The following is a 15,765-nucleotide window of genomic DNA, read 5'->3' as shown; positions in this document are numbered from 1 at the left end:
GCCCGATCATGGACGTGGCTATTGAATTCAAAGTGCTCGGTAGCGGCAACGCGGCGGGTGTGCCGGTGTTCGGATGCGACTGCGCTGTGTGCGAGCGTGCACGGCTTGACGGCGCGGGCGTTCGCCATTCCAGTTGCGGGTTACTGATTGCCGGTTCGACCCGACTGCTCGTGGATGCCGGCCACATGGATTTGGTCCAGATGCTGACACCAAGCGACCTGACCCACGTGTTATTGACCCACTATCACGTGGACCATGTTCAGGGTTTGTTTCGTCTGCGATGGGGAAAATCCGGGCGGACGATTCCGGTGTTTTCGCCGCCGGATGCCGAAGGATGTGCCGACCTGTACAAGCATCCCGGTCTTCTGGACTACCAGCCGGCACTGCGTCCGTTCGAAACGTTCGAGCTGCCGGATCTCAAGATCACCCCAGTGCCGCTGCAGCATTCCAAACCCACGTTCGGCTACATTTTCGAATCGAAGGGTCGTCGCCTGGCCTATCTGACCGACACCGTCGGCCTGCCCGTGGCCACTCGTGAGTGGTTGGTGGCCCGGCGGCCCGACGTGATGTTTCTGGATTGCAGTTTTCCGCCGCTTCCGACGCCGAATCGAAACCATAACGACCTCAACATGGCCTTGGCGATTCAATCCGAGATCGGGGCGGAACGGGCCATCCTGACCCATGTTGATCACAAGCTGGATTGTTGGCGTATGGCCCCGAACGCGACGCTTCCGGATGGCGTCGAATGGGCCTACGATGGTTTGGAGATTCGGCTGCCGGTGGAGGAGAGCGTTCGGTGAGTGATGAATGCCGCGGTGACGGAATGCGCGTTCCCATCAAAGGCCGCGGGGCGGTGGACAATCCCGCCGGTCGCTTCGACCATCTTACCAAGCAGCCCGAGGATGACGGCTGGTATCGTGCGGCCGAGGGCGTTCCATCCATACAGACTTCGGTCGAGGTGGATCACGCGCGGCGGGTGATTGCCTACAACGACAGTCCCGATGTGCCGTTCGATCGTTCCATCAATCCCTACCGCGGCTGTGAACATGGCTGCAGCTACTGTTTTGCGCGCCCCAGTCATGCCTATCTCGGATTGTCGCCGGGCCTGGATTTTGAATCGCGGCTTTTTTATAAGCCCGACGCGGCGGAGAAATTGCGCCGGGAATTATCGGCTCCCGGCTATGCGTGTGCGCCCATCGCCCTTGGCGTTAACACCGATGCCTATCAGCCCATCGAAAAGCGGTTCCAGTTGACGCGCGCCCTGCTCGAGGTGCTACTGGAAGCCCGCCATCCGGTGTATTTGATTACCAAATCCGCACTGATCGAACGCGACCTGGATATCTTGCAGCAAATGGCGGAGGCATCGCTTGTCGGCGTGGCGGTGAGCTTAACCACGCTGGATGCCGACCTCGAGCGGCGGTTGGAACCCCGGGCAGCCGGTGGGAAACGGCGCCTGCGCGTGATTGAGACGCTGGCAAAGCATGGAATCCCAGTCAGTGTCTCGGTGGCGCCGGTGATACCCGTGCTGACGGACCCGGAACTGGAGCGCTTGTTGGAGGCGGCACGAGCACACGGCGCCCAAGCGGCCGGCTTTGTCATGTTGAGGCTACCCCACGAACTACAAGGCCTGTTTGCCAGCTGGCTGGAAACCCACTACCCACTGAAAGCGGCCCATGTATTGAACACCCTGCGGCAGATGCATGGTGGCGCGCTTTATCGCAGCCAGTTCGGTCGTCGGGGGCGGGGCGATGGTGCTTACGCCGACGTCGTGGCGCAGCGTTTTCGCATGGCCTGTCGACGTTTAGGCCTGAGTGAACACACCGCGGCGCTAGATTGCGGACAGTTTCGCCCGCCAACTCCCGCGGGTGGTCAATTGGCGCTTTTTAGTTGACCGGTACCCATACTGGGAGCGCGGACATTGCACTGGTTCGATGAGTTGGTGGAACAACGCATTGCGGATGCCCTTCGGCAGGGCGCGTTTGAAGATTTGGCGGGGCAGGGCCGGCCGCTGGAACTGGAGTGCAATGCGCTGGTGCCGGACGAGCTGCGGATGGCTTATCGGGTACTCAAAAATGCGAACTGTCTCCCGCCTGAGCTTGAAACGCGGCGCCAAGTTCAGGATTTGGAAAGCTTCATCAGCCGTCTGGACGAGACAGACGAAAACGCCAGAAACCAAGCCAGAAGAAAACTCAATCTGCTTTTGATACGCCTGGAAGCCGAGCGTGGCCATCGAGCGGGCTATCTCAACTCCCCCGAATACCACGCACAATTACTCCGACAACTGGCGGAACCGGACCCGGACTCGCCTGTTCACACGCCGCCAGAAGACGGTCGTGATCGAACTTAAGGTGTCCTCGCCCGCTTTACGGGGCCTTAAGTTCGTCGCCCGCCTGGGATTGCCACGGACCGTCTTCCTGAGCCCGAAAATGCTGCCCGGTGATGCCGCGACTGGCGGGACCGAGTAGGTAAACGTAGGGCAGTGCGATATCGCTGGGCTGGGCCAGGCCATTCAAATCGGGTTCGGGAAAAATACGTCGGTACAGTTCGGTGTCGACCGGGCCTGGATCGATGCTATTAACGCGAATGTTTGTGTTGTCCCGGGTTTCTTCCGCCAGCGTTTGCATGAGACCTTGCAGCGCGAATTTGCTGACGCCGTAGGCACCGTAGTACGCCTTGGCTTGCAGGCCGACCTGGTCGCTGGTGAAGACGATGGACGCATCCGATGACTGACGCAACACCGGCAGGCAGCACATTGTCAGCACGAAAGGGGCGTTCAGATTGATTTGCAGGGTTTTGTACCATTCCGCCAGCGGGAAATTGGCCAGTGGTGTTAGGCCATGCAAATGGGCGGCGTTATGGAGCACCCCGTCCAAACGGCCGAACTCGTCTCCCATGGTGTCCACCAGGGTTTGGGCCTCATCCCAATGGAGCGACTCCAGATTGATGGGGGCAATGGCGGGTGTGGGACCGCCGGCCGCTAAAATGTCATCGTAGACGACTTCGAGTTCGGATACGCGCGGTCCCGACAGAACCACCGTCGCCCCTGACCGGGCCAGCTGGCGGGAGACCGCCGCACCGATGCCACGACCTGCACCGGTAACGAGAATGATTCGGTCTTTCAGGGGCCGGGCGTCTGCGGGGTGATCTGGCATGGAAATGGATCTCCGAATAAAGCGAGTGAGCAAAGTGTAAAGGGCCTTAGCGCGGGTGTCCTTGCCGGACACAGGCCCGTGCTTCCCGGCCCGCCGTGCGCCACAACAGCCAGAGCCTGCGCAGCGGTTCGGTTCTGCCGCCGGGCGGATCGAAACGAAAGTTATTTCGCCGCAGCTGTTGCAAGTGGTATTCGGCCAATTTGGACAATAACAAAGGTGTTCTCAAAGCAGCACGATTGGCGCTTGGCAGCTCGTCACGGGCCTGCTCGAAATGTTTCTCGGCCGCGCGTGTCAGCTCTTCCAAAGCCGCCCGTATCTCCGGCGCGGCGTCGGCTTTTGATAGCGCGTCGTGCGACACCTCGTGGCGCTTGAGAATCTCGGCGGGCAGGTAAATGCGCCCGAGACGTGCCAGAACCCGCGTTCGCTGTATCAACTCCGCCAGCCTGATGCCATTACCCAGTTGCCGGGCGACCGCCTGCGTTTGGGGATCGCTCCCGCCGCATACGCCCGCCGCCATGGCGTGGAGCACTCCGCCGGTGCGGTAGCAATACAGACCCAAGTCGTGCAGCGTTTGGTATCCCTCATGGGTTAAATCCATCTGACTCCCGGCCATCAGTTCCAGCCATTGTTCAGGCCGAGGGTGCGACGACGGCAGGTGGGCAAGCAGGGCTTGCGTTGCCGGGTGATGCGGCTCGCCCTGCGCAGCGCTGCGGATTTCATCGCTCCACCACTGCAGTTTCGCTTGGGCCACACCCGGTTCCAAGGCGGTATCGACGGGGTTGCGGATTTCGAAATAAACCGCATACAAAGCCCGCAGCGAGGCCCGCCAGTTTGGCGGCGTGAACTGCAACGCCAGGTTCAGCTCCGGTGCCGAGCGTGTGATGCGGTCTTGGCAATAACTGTCCGGGTTCATGGGGGCGTCTGGGAAGCGCTATTCCGACGCATCGGGGAGGTCGGACCCGTCAATGCGACGGGTGGTGTGGTCCAGCGGGTCCAACGGCGGGATGTCTTTGGCGGCCTTGATGCCCATTTCCGGGAAGCGGCGCGCGCCGGGGATGACCTGTCGTTCCAGGGATCCGACCGCTTTGTTGTAGTGGTCGACGCTGCTGCCCAGGGACTTGCCAAGGCGATTGAGATGCTCGGTAAAGGTCGCCAGTCGTTTGTAGAGTTCTTCGCCCAGGTCCCGGATTTGCTCGGCGTTTTCGGCCAACGCCAGTTGTCGCCAACCGAATGCGACGGCGCGCAGCAAGGCGATGAAACTGGTAGGCGTGGCCACGACCACCTTTTGCCGTAGGGCATCCTCGATCAACTGGGAATCCACATCAATCGCAGCGGAAAGAAACTGGTCTCCAGGGATAAATAAGACCACAAAGTCTGGGCTGCGGGCGAACTGACTCCAGTACGCTTTGGAGGATAATTCCCGTATGCGTTCCCTGACCTTGAGCGCGTGTTTTTTCAAATGTTGTTGGCGATGCTCGTCGCTGTCCGCTTCCAGCGCGTTCAGATAGCTGTCCAGTGGTGTTTTAACATCTACGACGATCTCGCGGTTTTCCGGCATCCGAATCACCATGTCCGGTCGGATGCCGGCTCCGTCACCGTCGGTGGAGTGCGGTTGCTCGTAGAAATCGCAATGGTCCACCATGCCGGCGATCTCGGCCAGCCGCCGTAACGTCAGTTCGCCCCACTGACCGCGTACTTCCGGTCGTCTGAGCGCCTGCACCAGCCGACGCGTTTCGGTTTGTAGATCCTGTTGCGACAAGGTGACCTGTTCCAGAATCGTCCGGATTGCGCCGAAGGATTCTTTCCGCTCCTTCTCCATCTGGCGCAATTGTTGTTCGGTTTTCTCCAACGTGGCGCTGATGGGCTTGACCAGATTAGCGATGGATTGTTCGCGCTCACCCAGTTGGTTGGCGGCTTTGATTTGAAATTGCTCGAGACGCTCGCGGGCGACGCGGAGGAATTCTTCGTTATTGGCCTTCAGCGCTTCGCGGGAAAGCGCGCTGAAACTATCGGCCATCGATTGGCGTGCTTGATGCAACTCGCTGATGCGCTCTTCGGTATGGCGGCGTTCGCTGTCCAGCGTGGTTTGTAGGCGGGTCTGCTCGACGCGCATGGCGGAAAGCCGGCGTTGCAGGCTCCAACGGCCAATCACAATGCCGACGATCAAAGCGACAACGGCTGAAATAATCAGCGTCGGAAGATGGGGGGTGATGACAGCGACGTTCACGTACCGAAGACCCAGCTAAGAATCTCCCCGGGATGGGATACCGAACCATCGGCACCCCAAGTTTCTGGTTCGCTTCTCACACCCAGATAACCGAAAAGGGCAATCAGATTGGTCGCTCCTGCGGCTCGCCCGGCAGCCACATCGCGGGCATCGTCGCCGATAAACAAGGCTTCGGAGGGTGAACAACCGATCTGTTCGCAGGCGGTGAGTACAGGCAGCGGGTGCGGTTTGCTGTGTGCGGTGGTATCCCCCGAGATGATGCAGGCGCTGCGGGTATCGAGCTCCAGTGCCGCCACCAAGGGCTCGGTTAGATAGGCCGGTTTATTGGTCACGATTCCCCAGGGAATTTCCGCCTGCTCAAACATTGTGAGCACGGCTTCCATACCATGGAACAGCCGGGTTTCCCGGCAAATATTCCGTTGGTAGTGGGACAGGAATCGTTGCCTGAGGTCGGCGGCCTGCGGATGGTCCGGCTCGAGGCCGAATCCGAGGCGAATCAATCCGCCCGCCCCCCGTGAGACTTCGGGGCGGATCCTCTCAAGCGGCAGCGCGGGGTGGTTTTCTTCCTCCAGCAACCGATTGAGCGCACCGGCCATGTCGGGTGCCGTATCCAGGAGTGTGCCGTCCAGATCGAACAGGACGCCGCGAAAGTGTGCCAAATATAAATCCTCAGGCCGATTCTTTAACGCAGGCCATCAGGTAGTTCACGCCGACGCCGGGTGCCAGCCAGTAATACTTCAAAATGGGGTTGTAATGCATCCCGGTCAAATCTTCGGTGGTGAGATTCGCCCGGCGGGCCCAGCTTTCCAACTCCGAGGGACGGATAAACTTCGCGAATTCATGGGTTCCTCGGGGGAGCAGATTCAGAACATACTCGGCACCGAGGATGGCGAAGACGAACGCTTTGGGGGTGCGGTTGATGGTGGAGAAAAAGACGTGTCCGCCGGGTTTGACCAGATCGGCGCAGGCTTTCACCACCGCAGCAGGATCCGGTACGTGCTCCAGCATCTCCAGGCAGGTAACCACATCAAACGCCCCCGGCATTTCAGCCGCCATCGCTTCTGCTGTCGCGTGCCGGTAAGTGAGCTTTGCACCTGATTGCTCGGCGTGCAACTTCGCGACCGATAAAGGCGCTTCGCCCATGTCGATACCGATCACCTCCGCACCGCGGAGCGCCATGCTCTCACTCAGGATCCCGCCGCCGCAGCCGACGTCGATGACGCGAAGACCTTTCAATCCCACGCGCTTGTCGATGTAATCCAGACGCAACGGGTTGATATCGTGTAATGGCTTGAATTCGCTGGTCGGATCCCACCAACGACTGGCCAGCGCTTCGAACTTGCGGATTTCGTCGCGATCGACGTTCAGCTCGGTCGGCTGGGATTCGGTTTGATCGGTCATGGGTGCGGTAACTCCGAGTCACTGGCTGCGATACGTAATCCCCAATCCACCATCTGGGATTGGATCTGGCTTTCATCCATATGGGTCAGCGTGCCTTGGCTCAGGAGATGGCGGCCGCCAATCCAGACATCGGTGACGTGGTCGCGGTGGGCGGTATAGACCAGCTGGGACACCGGATGGTAGATCGGCAGTCGATCAACCCCATGGAGGTCAACTGCGGCCATGTCGGCCCATTTTCCGGCCACCAGGCTGCCGGTCTGGTCGGCGATTCCCAAGGCACGGGCGCCGTTTAACGTGGCCATTTGGAGTACACGGGCCGCAGGTAAAGCGCTGGCATCGCCGGCGACACCTTTGGCCAGAAGCGCGGCCGTGCGCATCTCACCGAACATGTCGAGGTCGTTGTTGCTGGCGCTGCCGTCGGTGCCCAAGGCCAGGTTGACGCCCGCCGCATCCAACCGGGCGGCGGGGCAAAACCCGCTGGCCAGTTTGAGGTTTGATTCCGGGCAATGCAGGACGTGCACCCCTTGATCCGCCACGAGCGTGATTTCCTCGTCGTTGAGTTGGGTCATGTGCACCGCCAATAAGCTGGGATTAACCAGACCCAACCCGTTGAGGCGGGCCAGCGGCCGTTTACCCAGTTTTTGCTCGCTTTCCTCCACTTCAGCCGCCGTCTCGTGGATGTGCATGTGGACCGGGATGTCCAACTCGTCAGAGAGCGTTCGGAGCCGCTTGAGCGGGTCGTCCGACACCGTATAGGGCGCATGCGGGGCGAAGGCGGTGCGGATCAACGGATGGCTGCGAAATTCGTCGTGAACGCGCAAGCCTTTGGTGAGATAGTCATCGGGTCCTTCGCCCCAGATGGTGGGGAAGTCGAGCATGATCAAGCCGACACAGGCACGAATGCCGAACTGGGCTGCCTGCTGCGCGATGACATCCGGGAAGAAGTACATGTCATTGAAGCAGGTGATGCCGCCCTTGATCATCTCCGCGATCGCAGCGGTGGTCCCGTCACTGACAAACTTGGGGCTCACCCAGCGCTGCTCGGCCGGCCATATATGCTCGTTCAACCAACGCATAAGGGGTAAATCGTCAGCCAGCCCGCGCAGCAGGGTCATGGGCGTGTGAGTATGGGCGTTGATGAGTCCGGGGATCAGCGCATGATGCGGCAAGGAAGTGATCGCCCCCGCTTGATACGTTTGTCGCGCCTGCTCTTGTGGAACGACGGCCACAATCCGCCCTTTGTCCGTCACCACGGCGTGATGATCGAGCACCACGCCTTCGGGTTCAACGGGAATGACCCAACGGGCCTCAACGATCGCCTCGACTGTTTTCACGCTCGTTCCCCGAAATGAATATCTTATTCGTGTCGTATCGCCAGCAGGCCGCGGATGTGCCACTGATCAGGGTTAAACTGTAGTTTGGTGGCTGACAATTCTATCATTTTTGATGACGTGTATTCGCTGGCGCAAAGGATAAGGCGACGCCCGATCCGCGTGGCGGGTGTTAAGGGCTATGCTAGAATTCGCACGTTTTTGACCTTTCACAAGCCCATTGCCTGAGAAAACCATGTCTTCTTTCGATTCTGTTCGCGCCGTCGAATGGTATGACGATTGTTTGGTTCTGCTGGATCAGCGTCGTTTACCGGACGAAGTTCATTTCTTGCGTGTGACGACCGAACAACAAGCCGCGGAAGCGATTCGCGATATGGTTGTTCGGGGTGCGCCAGCCATCGGCATCGCCGCCGCCTACGCGATGGTGTTAGCCGCTCAGCGTTTGCAGGCGGGATCGGATGACCAATGGTTAAGTGGCCTGGGGGAGGCCGCGGAAACGTTGGCGGCGTCGCGTCCGACCGCCGTTAATCTGCGATGGGCACTCTCACGGATGTTTCACCGCGCCAAATCCGGAGCCCCGGGCGATGTGGTCGGATTGTTGGCGGAGGCCGAGCGGATTCTGGCGGAAGATCTGACCGCTAATAAACGCATGGGGGCGCATGGGGCACAGCTAATATCCCCGGGCTCCAACGTGCTGACCCATTGCAATACCGGTTCGCTAGCAACCGCGGGATTTGGCACGGCGTTGGGCGTCATCCGTGCGGCTTATGCCGAACGTCGGATTGGTCAGGTTTTCGCGACCGAATCGCGGCCTTGGTTGCAGGGCGCCCGTTTGACCGCCTGGGAACTGAGCCGGGACGGTATCCCGGTCAACCTAATCGTCGACAGTGCGGCTGCCTATTTGATGGCGCGTGGCGAGATCCAATGGGTCGCCGTTGGGGCCGATCGCATTACCGCCAATGGCGATGTGGCCAATAAAATCGGCACCTATTCACTGGCCGTGGCAGCGGCCCGTCACAAGATTCCATTCATGGTGGTTGCGCCCTTGTCGACCATTGACATGGGATTGGAATCCGGCAATGACATACCCATCGAGTTCCGCGGTCCGGAAGAGATCTTGCCGCGGCTTAGCGAGTCTCAAGCCGAGCTCGTGACGGTGGTCAACCCCGCCTTTGACGTGACCCCTGCCGAACTCATCACCGCCCTGGTGACCGAGCAAGGTGTGGTGCATCGGCCCACCGCCGGCGGGATTCGTCGACTGTATACGGACAGCCACTAAATACAAATCCCGGTACATCCAAATGCTGCGGTTTTGGATGGCTGTTGTGTTAGTATTCGCCGATTAAATTGCCTTCCGCTCGCTCGGTTATCGCGGCTAGATATCATTGACGCCGCGAGGATCGGGCGAACACCGGGTGTCGGTGTGGTTGCTCGGCCGAATACGCCGGTGAGTGCCAGGGATGGTCTGTGTGACTGGGTAAGGAACTGGGTTAACCCCGATGTCTGACGCTGGAAAAGAAATACTCGACGTAAACTTAGAAGACGAAATGCGGCAGTCCTACCTGGACTACGCTATGAGCGTCATCGTAGGGCGGGCTTTGCCCGATGTGCGTGATGGCTTGAAACCCGTCCACCGGCGGGTTCTCTACGCCATGCGGGAGTTGGGCAACGACTGGAACAAGCCTTACAAAAAATCAGCGCGTGTCGTCGGCGACGTGATCGGTAAATACCATCCCCATGGCGATGCCGCAGTGTACGACACCATTGTCCGCATGGCGCAGCCATTCTCTATGCGCTACATGCTGATCGACGGGCAGGGTAACTTCGGGTCTGTCGACGGCGATTCTCCTGCCGCCATGCGTTACACCGAAGTGCGCATGTCGAAGTTGGCCCACGAGTTGTTGGCCGATCTCGACAAAGAGACGGTAGATTTTACCCCCAACTATGACGAATCAGAGCGGGAGCCGGTCGTTCTCCCGACCCGCGTGCCCAATCTGTTGGTCAACGGTTCATCGGGGATTGCGGTGGGTATGGCCACCAACATTCCGCCTCATAATTTAACTGAGGTTGTGAATGCTTGTCTGGCTTTGATTGACGATCCGGAATCGTCCATTGACGATTTGATGCAGCATTTGCCGGGGCCCGATTTTCCGACGGCCGCCATGATTAACGGCGCCACGGGCATCGGTGAGGCTTACCGCACCGGTCGTGGGCGTATATACCTGCGGGCGCGCGCGAACATCGAAGAGGATGATCGGGGTAAGCAGAGTATTGTCGTCACGGAACTGCCGTATCAGGTCAACAAGGCCCGGTTGCTCGAACGCATCGCCGAGTTAGTTAAAGAAAAGCGGGTTGAGGGTATCACCGAGCTGCGAGACGAGTCCGATAAAGACGGACTGCGCGTGGTGATCGAACTGCGACGCGGCGAGTCGGGCGAAGTGGTGTTGAACAATCTGTATCAGCATACGGCTCTCCAGACTGTGTTCGGCATCAACATGGTCGGCCTGCTCGACGGGCAGCCCCAACTGCTGAATCTGAAGCAGTTGCTCGAAGCATTCGTTCGCCACCGCCGCGAGGTCGTGACCCGGCGTACCCTTTACGACCTGCGTAAAGCCCGCGAGCGTGCCCATCTCGTCGAAGGTTTGGCCGTCGCCTTGGCCAATATCGACGACATTATCGATCTGATCAAACGTTCCAGCGGTCCTGCACAGGCCAGGGAAGCCTTAGTGGCGCGGGCCTGGAAGCCGGGCATGGTCGAAACCATGCTCGAGCGGGCCGAAGCGTCAGGAACACGTCCCGAGGACCTGGGTCCCGAGTATGGTGCGCATCCCGACGGCTATCATCTTTCGCCGCAACAGGCACAAGCGATTCTGGATCTGCGATTGCATCGCTTGACAGCCCTGGAGCAAGAGAAACTCTTGAATGAATACAATGAGTTGCTCGATAAAATTGATGAATTGGGTCAAATTATCGCCAACCCCAAACGTTTAATGGAAGTGATTCGCCAAGAGTTGGTCGAGGTCCGCGATGGTTATGGCGACGAGCGGCGCACCGAGATCATTGAGCACCACTTGGGACTCAGCTTGGAGGACCTAATCGCTGAAGAAGACGTCGTCGTCACGCTCTCGCACCAGGGGTATGTGAAAGCGCAACCCTTGGCCGAGTATAAGGCGCAGCGACGTGGTGGGCGCGGTAAAACCGCGACCACCCATAAAGAGTCAGACTTTGTCGACAAGCTGTTTATCGCCAACACGCATGACACGCTGCTTTGTTTCTCCAGCCTCGGCAAGGTGTATTGGCTGAAAGTCTATGAGTTGCCGCAGAGCAGTCGCGTCGCCCGGGGTAAGCCGTTCGTCAATCTGTTGCCATTGGAGCCGGATGAGCGAATCAACGCCGTTCAGCCTATCCGCGATTATCTGGATAACGCCTACGTTTTCATGGCAACGACACAAGGAACGGTTAAGAAGACTCCTTTGTCCGACTTTTCGCGCCCCCGCAGCACCGGCATTATCGCCATTGCTCTAAAAGACGGCGATCGTCTCGTCGATGTGGCAATTACCGACGGCGATGCCGATGTGATGTTGTTTTCGAATTCCGGCAAGGCCACCCGATTCAAGGAGTCGGACGTTCGGGCGATGGGCCGAACCGCCGCGGGTGTTCGCGGTATTCGTTTGCGCAATGATCAGCGGGTCATCGGTTTGGTGATCGTCGGAGAAGGCGATTTGCTGACGGTTACCGAGAAAGGTTTCGGCAAACGAAGCGCGGTAGACGAATTCCCGCTCTATGGCCGGGGTGGCCAAGGCGTGATCGCCATTCAAACCAATGAACGAAACGGTGAACTGGTCGGAGCCATCCAGGTGGCGTCGGATGATCAGATTATGTTGATCAGTGATACCGGTACCTTGGTGCGAACTTCTGTGGACGAGATCTCCCTGCTTGGTCGAAATACCCAAGGCGTCCGCGTCATACGTCTCGACGAGAGAGAACGCCTTTGTGGTATCGACCGGATCGTCCAGCTCGATGAGGACGTGGCCGGCATCGAGGACGAAGCTGACGATACGAGTCCGGAGCCGGAAGCGCCCTGATATCGACGGTCGCTCACGTGTACCGGCAACTCTTGAATACTTTTGATACGCGTTTGCCTAAGGGGTTTTTATGACACGCGTTTACAATTTCAGTGCGGGTCCGGCCGCCTTGCCGGTGTCGGTTTTAGAGCAGATTCGAGAAGAGTTGCTGGACTGGGGTGGAAGCGGCACCTCCGTGATGGAAATGAGCCATCGCGGTAAAGAATTTATCAGCATTGCCGAACGAGCCGAGAGTGATCTGCGTGATCTGCTGCATATCCCGGGTAACTACAAGGTTCTGTTTTTGCAGGGCGGTGCGACCAGCCAGTTCGCGATGGTGCCTTTGAACTTGTTGGGCGGAAAATCCTCTGCCGACTACATCAACACAGGTAGCTGGTCAAAAAAAGCCATCGCTGAAGCGCAGCGGTATTGTGATGTCAATGTGGCCGCGAGTTCTCAGCAAAGCGGATTCACGGAGATCCCGGATCAATCGACGTGGCAATTGAAGGCCGACGCCGCTTACGTGCACTACACGCCCAACGAAACAATCGGGGGTGTGGAATTTCACGAGATACCCGAAACCGGCGACGTCCCCTTGGTCGGGGATTTTTCGTCAACGCTGCTGTCCCGGCCTATCGATGTCAGCCGGTTCGGTGTGATCTATGCCGGAGCACAAAAGAACATCGGGCCTGCGGGCATTACGGTGGTGATCGTCCGGGAAGATTTGATCGGCAATGCATCGCCGGTGACCCCCAGTATGTTCGATTACGCCAAGCATGCCGAAGCCGATTCGATGTATAACACGCCGCCGGCTTTCGCGTGGTATGTCGCCGGCTTGGTTTTTCAATGGCTTAAAGCTGAAGGTGGCCTGACCGCGATGGGTGAGAAAAATCGCGACAAAGCGGCGCGGCTTTACTCGACGATTGATGGCTCAGCTTTCTATTCAAATCCTGTCAAACCGGCCCATCGTTCTTGGATGAATGTGCCGTTTATCCTCGGCGACAGTGCCTTGGATGCGGAGTTTCTCTCTCAGGCGAAAGCGGCGGGTCTGATTGCTTTAAAGGGCCATCGCTCGGTCGGTGGTATGCGCGCCAGTATTTACAATGCGGTCCCGATGGGCGCGGTCGACGCGTTAATCGATTTCATGAGAGACTTCGAGCGTCGTCACGGCTAGCTGTTATTATTGTTAATCTCCTCATTTTACAATGAGTTGAGGGCTTTATTTATTAATATTTCTAATTGGGTTCCGAATGTTCAAAATACTCACCCTGAACAATATTTCACCCCGCGGGTTGGCATTGTTTCCCGAGGACCGGTACCAATGTAGTAACGATGTCAGCGACCCGGACGCGATTCTGGTGCGCTCTCAGGTGATGCACGAGATGACTTTCGGTCCTGGCTTGAAGGCTGTCGGCCGGGCGGGCGCAGGGGTCAACAACATTCCTATCAATGTGCTTTCGGACCGTGGCGTACCGGTGTTCAACACGCCGGGGGCCAATGCCAATGCCGTGAAAGAATTGGTTATTGCGGGTCTGTTGCTGTCGGCAAGAAATATTCCGGCTGCACTGAATTTCGTCGGCGGCCTCGAAGGTGATGACGAATACCTGCATCGTGAAGTCGAGGCCGGCAAGAAGCGCTTTGTGGGGACCGAACTACCGGGCCGCACGTTGGGTGTCATCGGGTTAGGCGCGATCGGCGTTCGCGTCGCCAACGCCGCGCATGCCTTGGGAATGCGTGTGATCGGCTTTGACCCGAAAATTACCGTACAGAGTGCTTGGCAATTGTCATCCGGCGTGGAGCAGGCCAGTAGCGTCGAAGAAGTATTGGCCAAGTCGGAATTCGTCACTTTTCACGTTCCGCTGAACGAACACACCCGCAACATGCTGAGTCGGGAGCGCTTGGCGCGGGTCCGCGACGGCTCGGTGGTTTTGAACTTCGCGCGCGACGGGGTGGTCGACGCCGATGTGATCCGAGAGGGTCTGGATAGCGGAAAGCTTGGCGGGTACGTGTCGGATTTTCCGAACAACCAGTTGAAGAAACGTCCGAACGTCATTGCGCTGCCGCATTTAGGTGCTTCGACTCGGGAAGCGGAAGAGAATTGCGCGGTCATGGCGGTCAGTCAGATTCGGGATTATCTGGAAAACGGCAACATCGTGAACTCGGTGAACTTTCCGGAGACGATACTGCCGCATACGGAAGGTTACCGTTTGTGCATTGCTAATGCCAATGTCGTCAATATGTTAGGTCAGATTTCTTCCGAGCTTGCGAAATCTGATTTAAACATTCTCGATATGCTGAACAAATCCAAAGGCGATTTGGCATATACGGTCGTCGATGTCGACAAACCGATTACGGAACAGGCGCTGGACCACATTCGCTCGATAGAAGGCGTCTTGGCCGTCCGGACCGTTTAACGCGATATGCAATCGACAGAATGTTGGTCGGCAGGGTGTTGCAATTAGTTCATGAGCGAAGATGATCTATCCGAAATCCGGCGTCAGATTGACCGTTTGGATCAAAAGCTTCAGGCGTTAATCAGTGAACGCGCTACGCTGGCCCAGCGTGTGGCGGAAGTCAAAACGAAAACGGGCGAGAAAGACGGATTTTATCGCCCGGGGCGAGAGGCCGAGATCTTGCGCGGGGTGGTCGAGCGAAACGACGGGCCCTTGTCGGATGATACGGTGGTTCGCTTGTTCCGTGAGATCATGTCGTCCTGTTTGGCGTTGCAGCACCCGCTGCGTGTGGCCTATTTCGGTCCAGCAGGAACCTACACTCAGGCGGCGACCTTCAAGCACTTCGGCCATGGCGTGAACGCGCTGCCATTGCCGGCGATCGACGATGTTTTCCGGGAGGTTGCGTCCGGCAGCGCAGACTATGGAGTCGTGCCAATCGAGAACTCCACGGAAGGTGTGGTGACCCACACGTTGGATATGTTCGCCCGATCGAACTTGAAGATTTGCGGCGAGATTGTGCTGCCTGTTCACCATTGCCTGCTCTCGTGCGCCAATGAATTGGCATCCATAGACACCGTTTACAGTCACTCGCAATCGCTTGGCCAATGCCGGCGATGGTTGGATACCCATTTGCCGAATGCGCAACGAGAATCCGTGAGTAGCAATGCCGAGGCGGCTCGCCGCGTGGCGGAGCTTTCGGACGGTGGCGGTGCCGCCGTTGCCAGCCGTGATGCGGCGGATGTTTATGGTTTGAAAGTACTGGCTGAGAACATTGAGGACGAGCCGGACAATACCACGCGTTTTCTCGTCATCGGGCGGCAGGAGGTCAATGCCACCGGGGATGATAAAACTTCGCTAATGGTCTCGGCGGCCAATCAGCCGGGTGCGCTCTATGCTGTGCTCGAGCCCTTCGCGCGCCATGGCGTGAGTCTCACGCGTATCGAATCGCGGCCGTCTCGTCGGAGCCGTTGGGATTACAATTTTTTTCTCGATATCGAAGGTCATACGGAGGATGCGCCGGTCGCCGCCGCACTGGCCGAGGTTAAGAAAAAAGCGACTGTGTACAAAATTCTGGGTTCCTACCCGACAGCGATTGGCTGAATGCGCCGTGGGATCAAGGCTTCGCCCGAGTAACGA

The 15,765-nt window shown here is 58.3% G+C and carries 14 protein-coding genes; 8 read left to right on the top strand and 6 right to left on the bottom strand.

Annotated elements, in window-relative coordinates; translation table 11 throughout:
- Positions 1-14: 14 nt before the first annotated feature.
- The 3 genes from phnP to SVU69_02735 are packed head-to-tail and all read left to right on the top strand — an operon-like array spanning position 15 to position 2,347.
- Positions 15-800, top strand: a complete 786-nt coding sequence (gene phnP / locus SVU69_02745; GenBank protein MDY6941915.1) for a phosphonate metabolism protein PhnP — start codon at positions 15-17, stop codon at positions 798-800.
- A 23-nt stretch (positions 801-823) separates the two neighbouring features.
- Complete coding sequence (locus tag SVU69_02740) at positions 824-1,891, top strand: PA0069 family radical SAM protein (protein ID MDY6941914.1); 1,068 nt, start codon at positions 824-826, stop codon at positions 1,889-1,891.
- 27 nt (positions 1,892-1,918) lie between these two features.
- A complete protein-coding gene (locus tag SVU69_02735) occupies positions 1,919-2,347 on the top strand; it encodes a DnaJ family domain-containing protein (GenBank protein ID MDY6941913.1) in 429 nt (142 codons plus the stop codon).
- A gap of 16 nt (positions 2,348-2,363) precedes the next feature.
- Here SVU69_02735 and SVU69_02730 read toward each other — a convergent pair whose 3' ends face one another.
- From SVU69_02730 to SVU69_02705, 6 genes are read right to left on the bottom strand one after another with little or no spacing between them, the layout of a single operon-like run.
- Positions 2,364-3,152 carry an SDR family NAD(P)-dependent oxidoreductase gene (locus tag SVU69_02730; protein ID MDY6941912.1) on the bottom strand — a complete coding sequence of 263 codons (789 nt, stop codon included), beginning with the start codon at positions 3,150-3,152 and terminating at the stop codon, positions 2,364-2,366.
- A gap of 46 nt (positions 3,153-3,198) precedes the next feature.
- A complete protein-coding gene (locus SVU69_02725; protein ID MDY6941911.1) occupies positions 3,199-4,065 on the bottom strand; it encodes a squalene/phytoene synthase family protein in 867 nt (288 codons plus the stop codon).
- A gap of 18 nt (positions 4,066-4,083) precedes the next feature.
- Entirely contained in the window at positions 4,084-5,379 is a 1,296-nt protein-coding gene (rmuC, locus tag SVU69_02720) for a DNA recombination protein RmuC (GenBank protein ID MDY6941910.1), read from the bottom strand.
- The gene (locus SVU69_02715; GenBank protein MDY6941909.1) at positions 5,376-6,038 is read right to left on the bottom strand and encodes an HAD-IA family hydrolase; all 663 of its coding nucleotides are present in this window, start codon (positions 6,036-6,038) and stop codon (positions 5,376-5,378) included. Before SVU69_02715 ends, rmuC begins: the two co-directional genes overlap by 4 nt.
- 10 nt (positions 6,039-6,048) lie before the next feature.
- Positions 6,049-6,780, bottom strand: a complete 732-nt coding sequence (gene ubiG, locus SVU69_02710) for a bifunctional 2-polyprenyl-6-hydroxyphenol methylase/3-demethylubiquinol 3-O-methyltransferase UbiG (protein MDY6941908.1) — start codon at positions 6,778-6,780, stop codon at positions 6,049-6,051.
- Complete coding sequence (locus SVU69_02705; GenBank protein MDY6941907.1) at positions 6,777-8,114, bottom strand: TRZ/ATZ family hydrolase; 1,338 nt, start codon at positions 8,112-8,114, stop codon at positions 6,777-6,779. Before SVU69_02705 ends, ubiG begins: the two co-directional genes overlap by 4 nt.
- 232 nt (positions 8,115-8,346) lie before the next feature.
- Between SVU69_02705 and mtnA the strand changes: the two genes are divergently transcribed.
- The 5 genes from mtnA (at position 8,347) to pheA (ending at position 15,729) form a co-directional block, all read left to right on the top strand.
- Positions 8,347-9,390, top strand: a complete 1,044-nt coding sequence (gene mtnA / locus SVU69_02700; protein ID MDY6941906.1) for an S-methyl-5-thioribose-1-phosphate isomerase — start codon at positions 8,347-8,349, stop codon at positions 9,388-9,390.
- Positions 9,391-9,610: 220 nt separating this feature from the next.
- A complete protein-coding gene (gene gyrA / locus SVU69_02695) occupies positions 9,611-12,196 on the top strand; it encodes a DNA gyrase subunit A (protein ID MDY6941905.1) in 2,586 nt (861 codons plus the stop codon).
- A gap of 70 nt (positions 12,197-12,266) precedes the next feature.
- Entirely contained in the window at positions 12,267-13,349 is a 1,083-nt protein-coding gene (gene serC / locus SVU69_02690) for a 3-phosphoserine/phosphohydroxythreonine transaminase (protein MDY6941904.1), read from the top strand.
- Positions 13,350-13,425: 76 nt separating this feature from the next.
- Positions 13,426-14,589: a phosphoglycerate dehydrogenase gene (locus SVU69_02685; GenBank protein MDY6941903.1), complete on the top strand. Its 1,164-nt coding sequence runs from the start codon at positions 13,426-13,428 to the stop codon at positions 14,587-14,589.
- Positions 14,590-14,640: 51 nt separating this feature from the next.
- Positions 14,641-15,729, top strand: a complete 1,089-nt coding sequence (gene pheA, locus SVU69_02680) for a prephenate dehydratase (GenBank protein MDY6941902.1) — start codon at positions 14,641-14,643, stop codon at positions 15,727-15,729.
- The last annotated feature ends 36 nt before the right edge of the window (positions 15,730-15,765 follow it).

The sequence above is a fragment of the Pseudomonadota bacterium genome (assembly GCA_034189865.1).
In the GTDB taxonomy this organism is placed as follows: domain Bacteria; phylum Pseudomonadota; class Gammaproteobacteria; order UBA5335; family UBA5335; genus JAXHTV01.
Note: the sequence above shows the minus strand (reverse complement) of the source record. Positions and strands in the feature narration are given on the sequence as shown.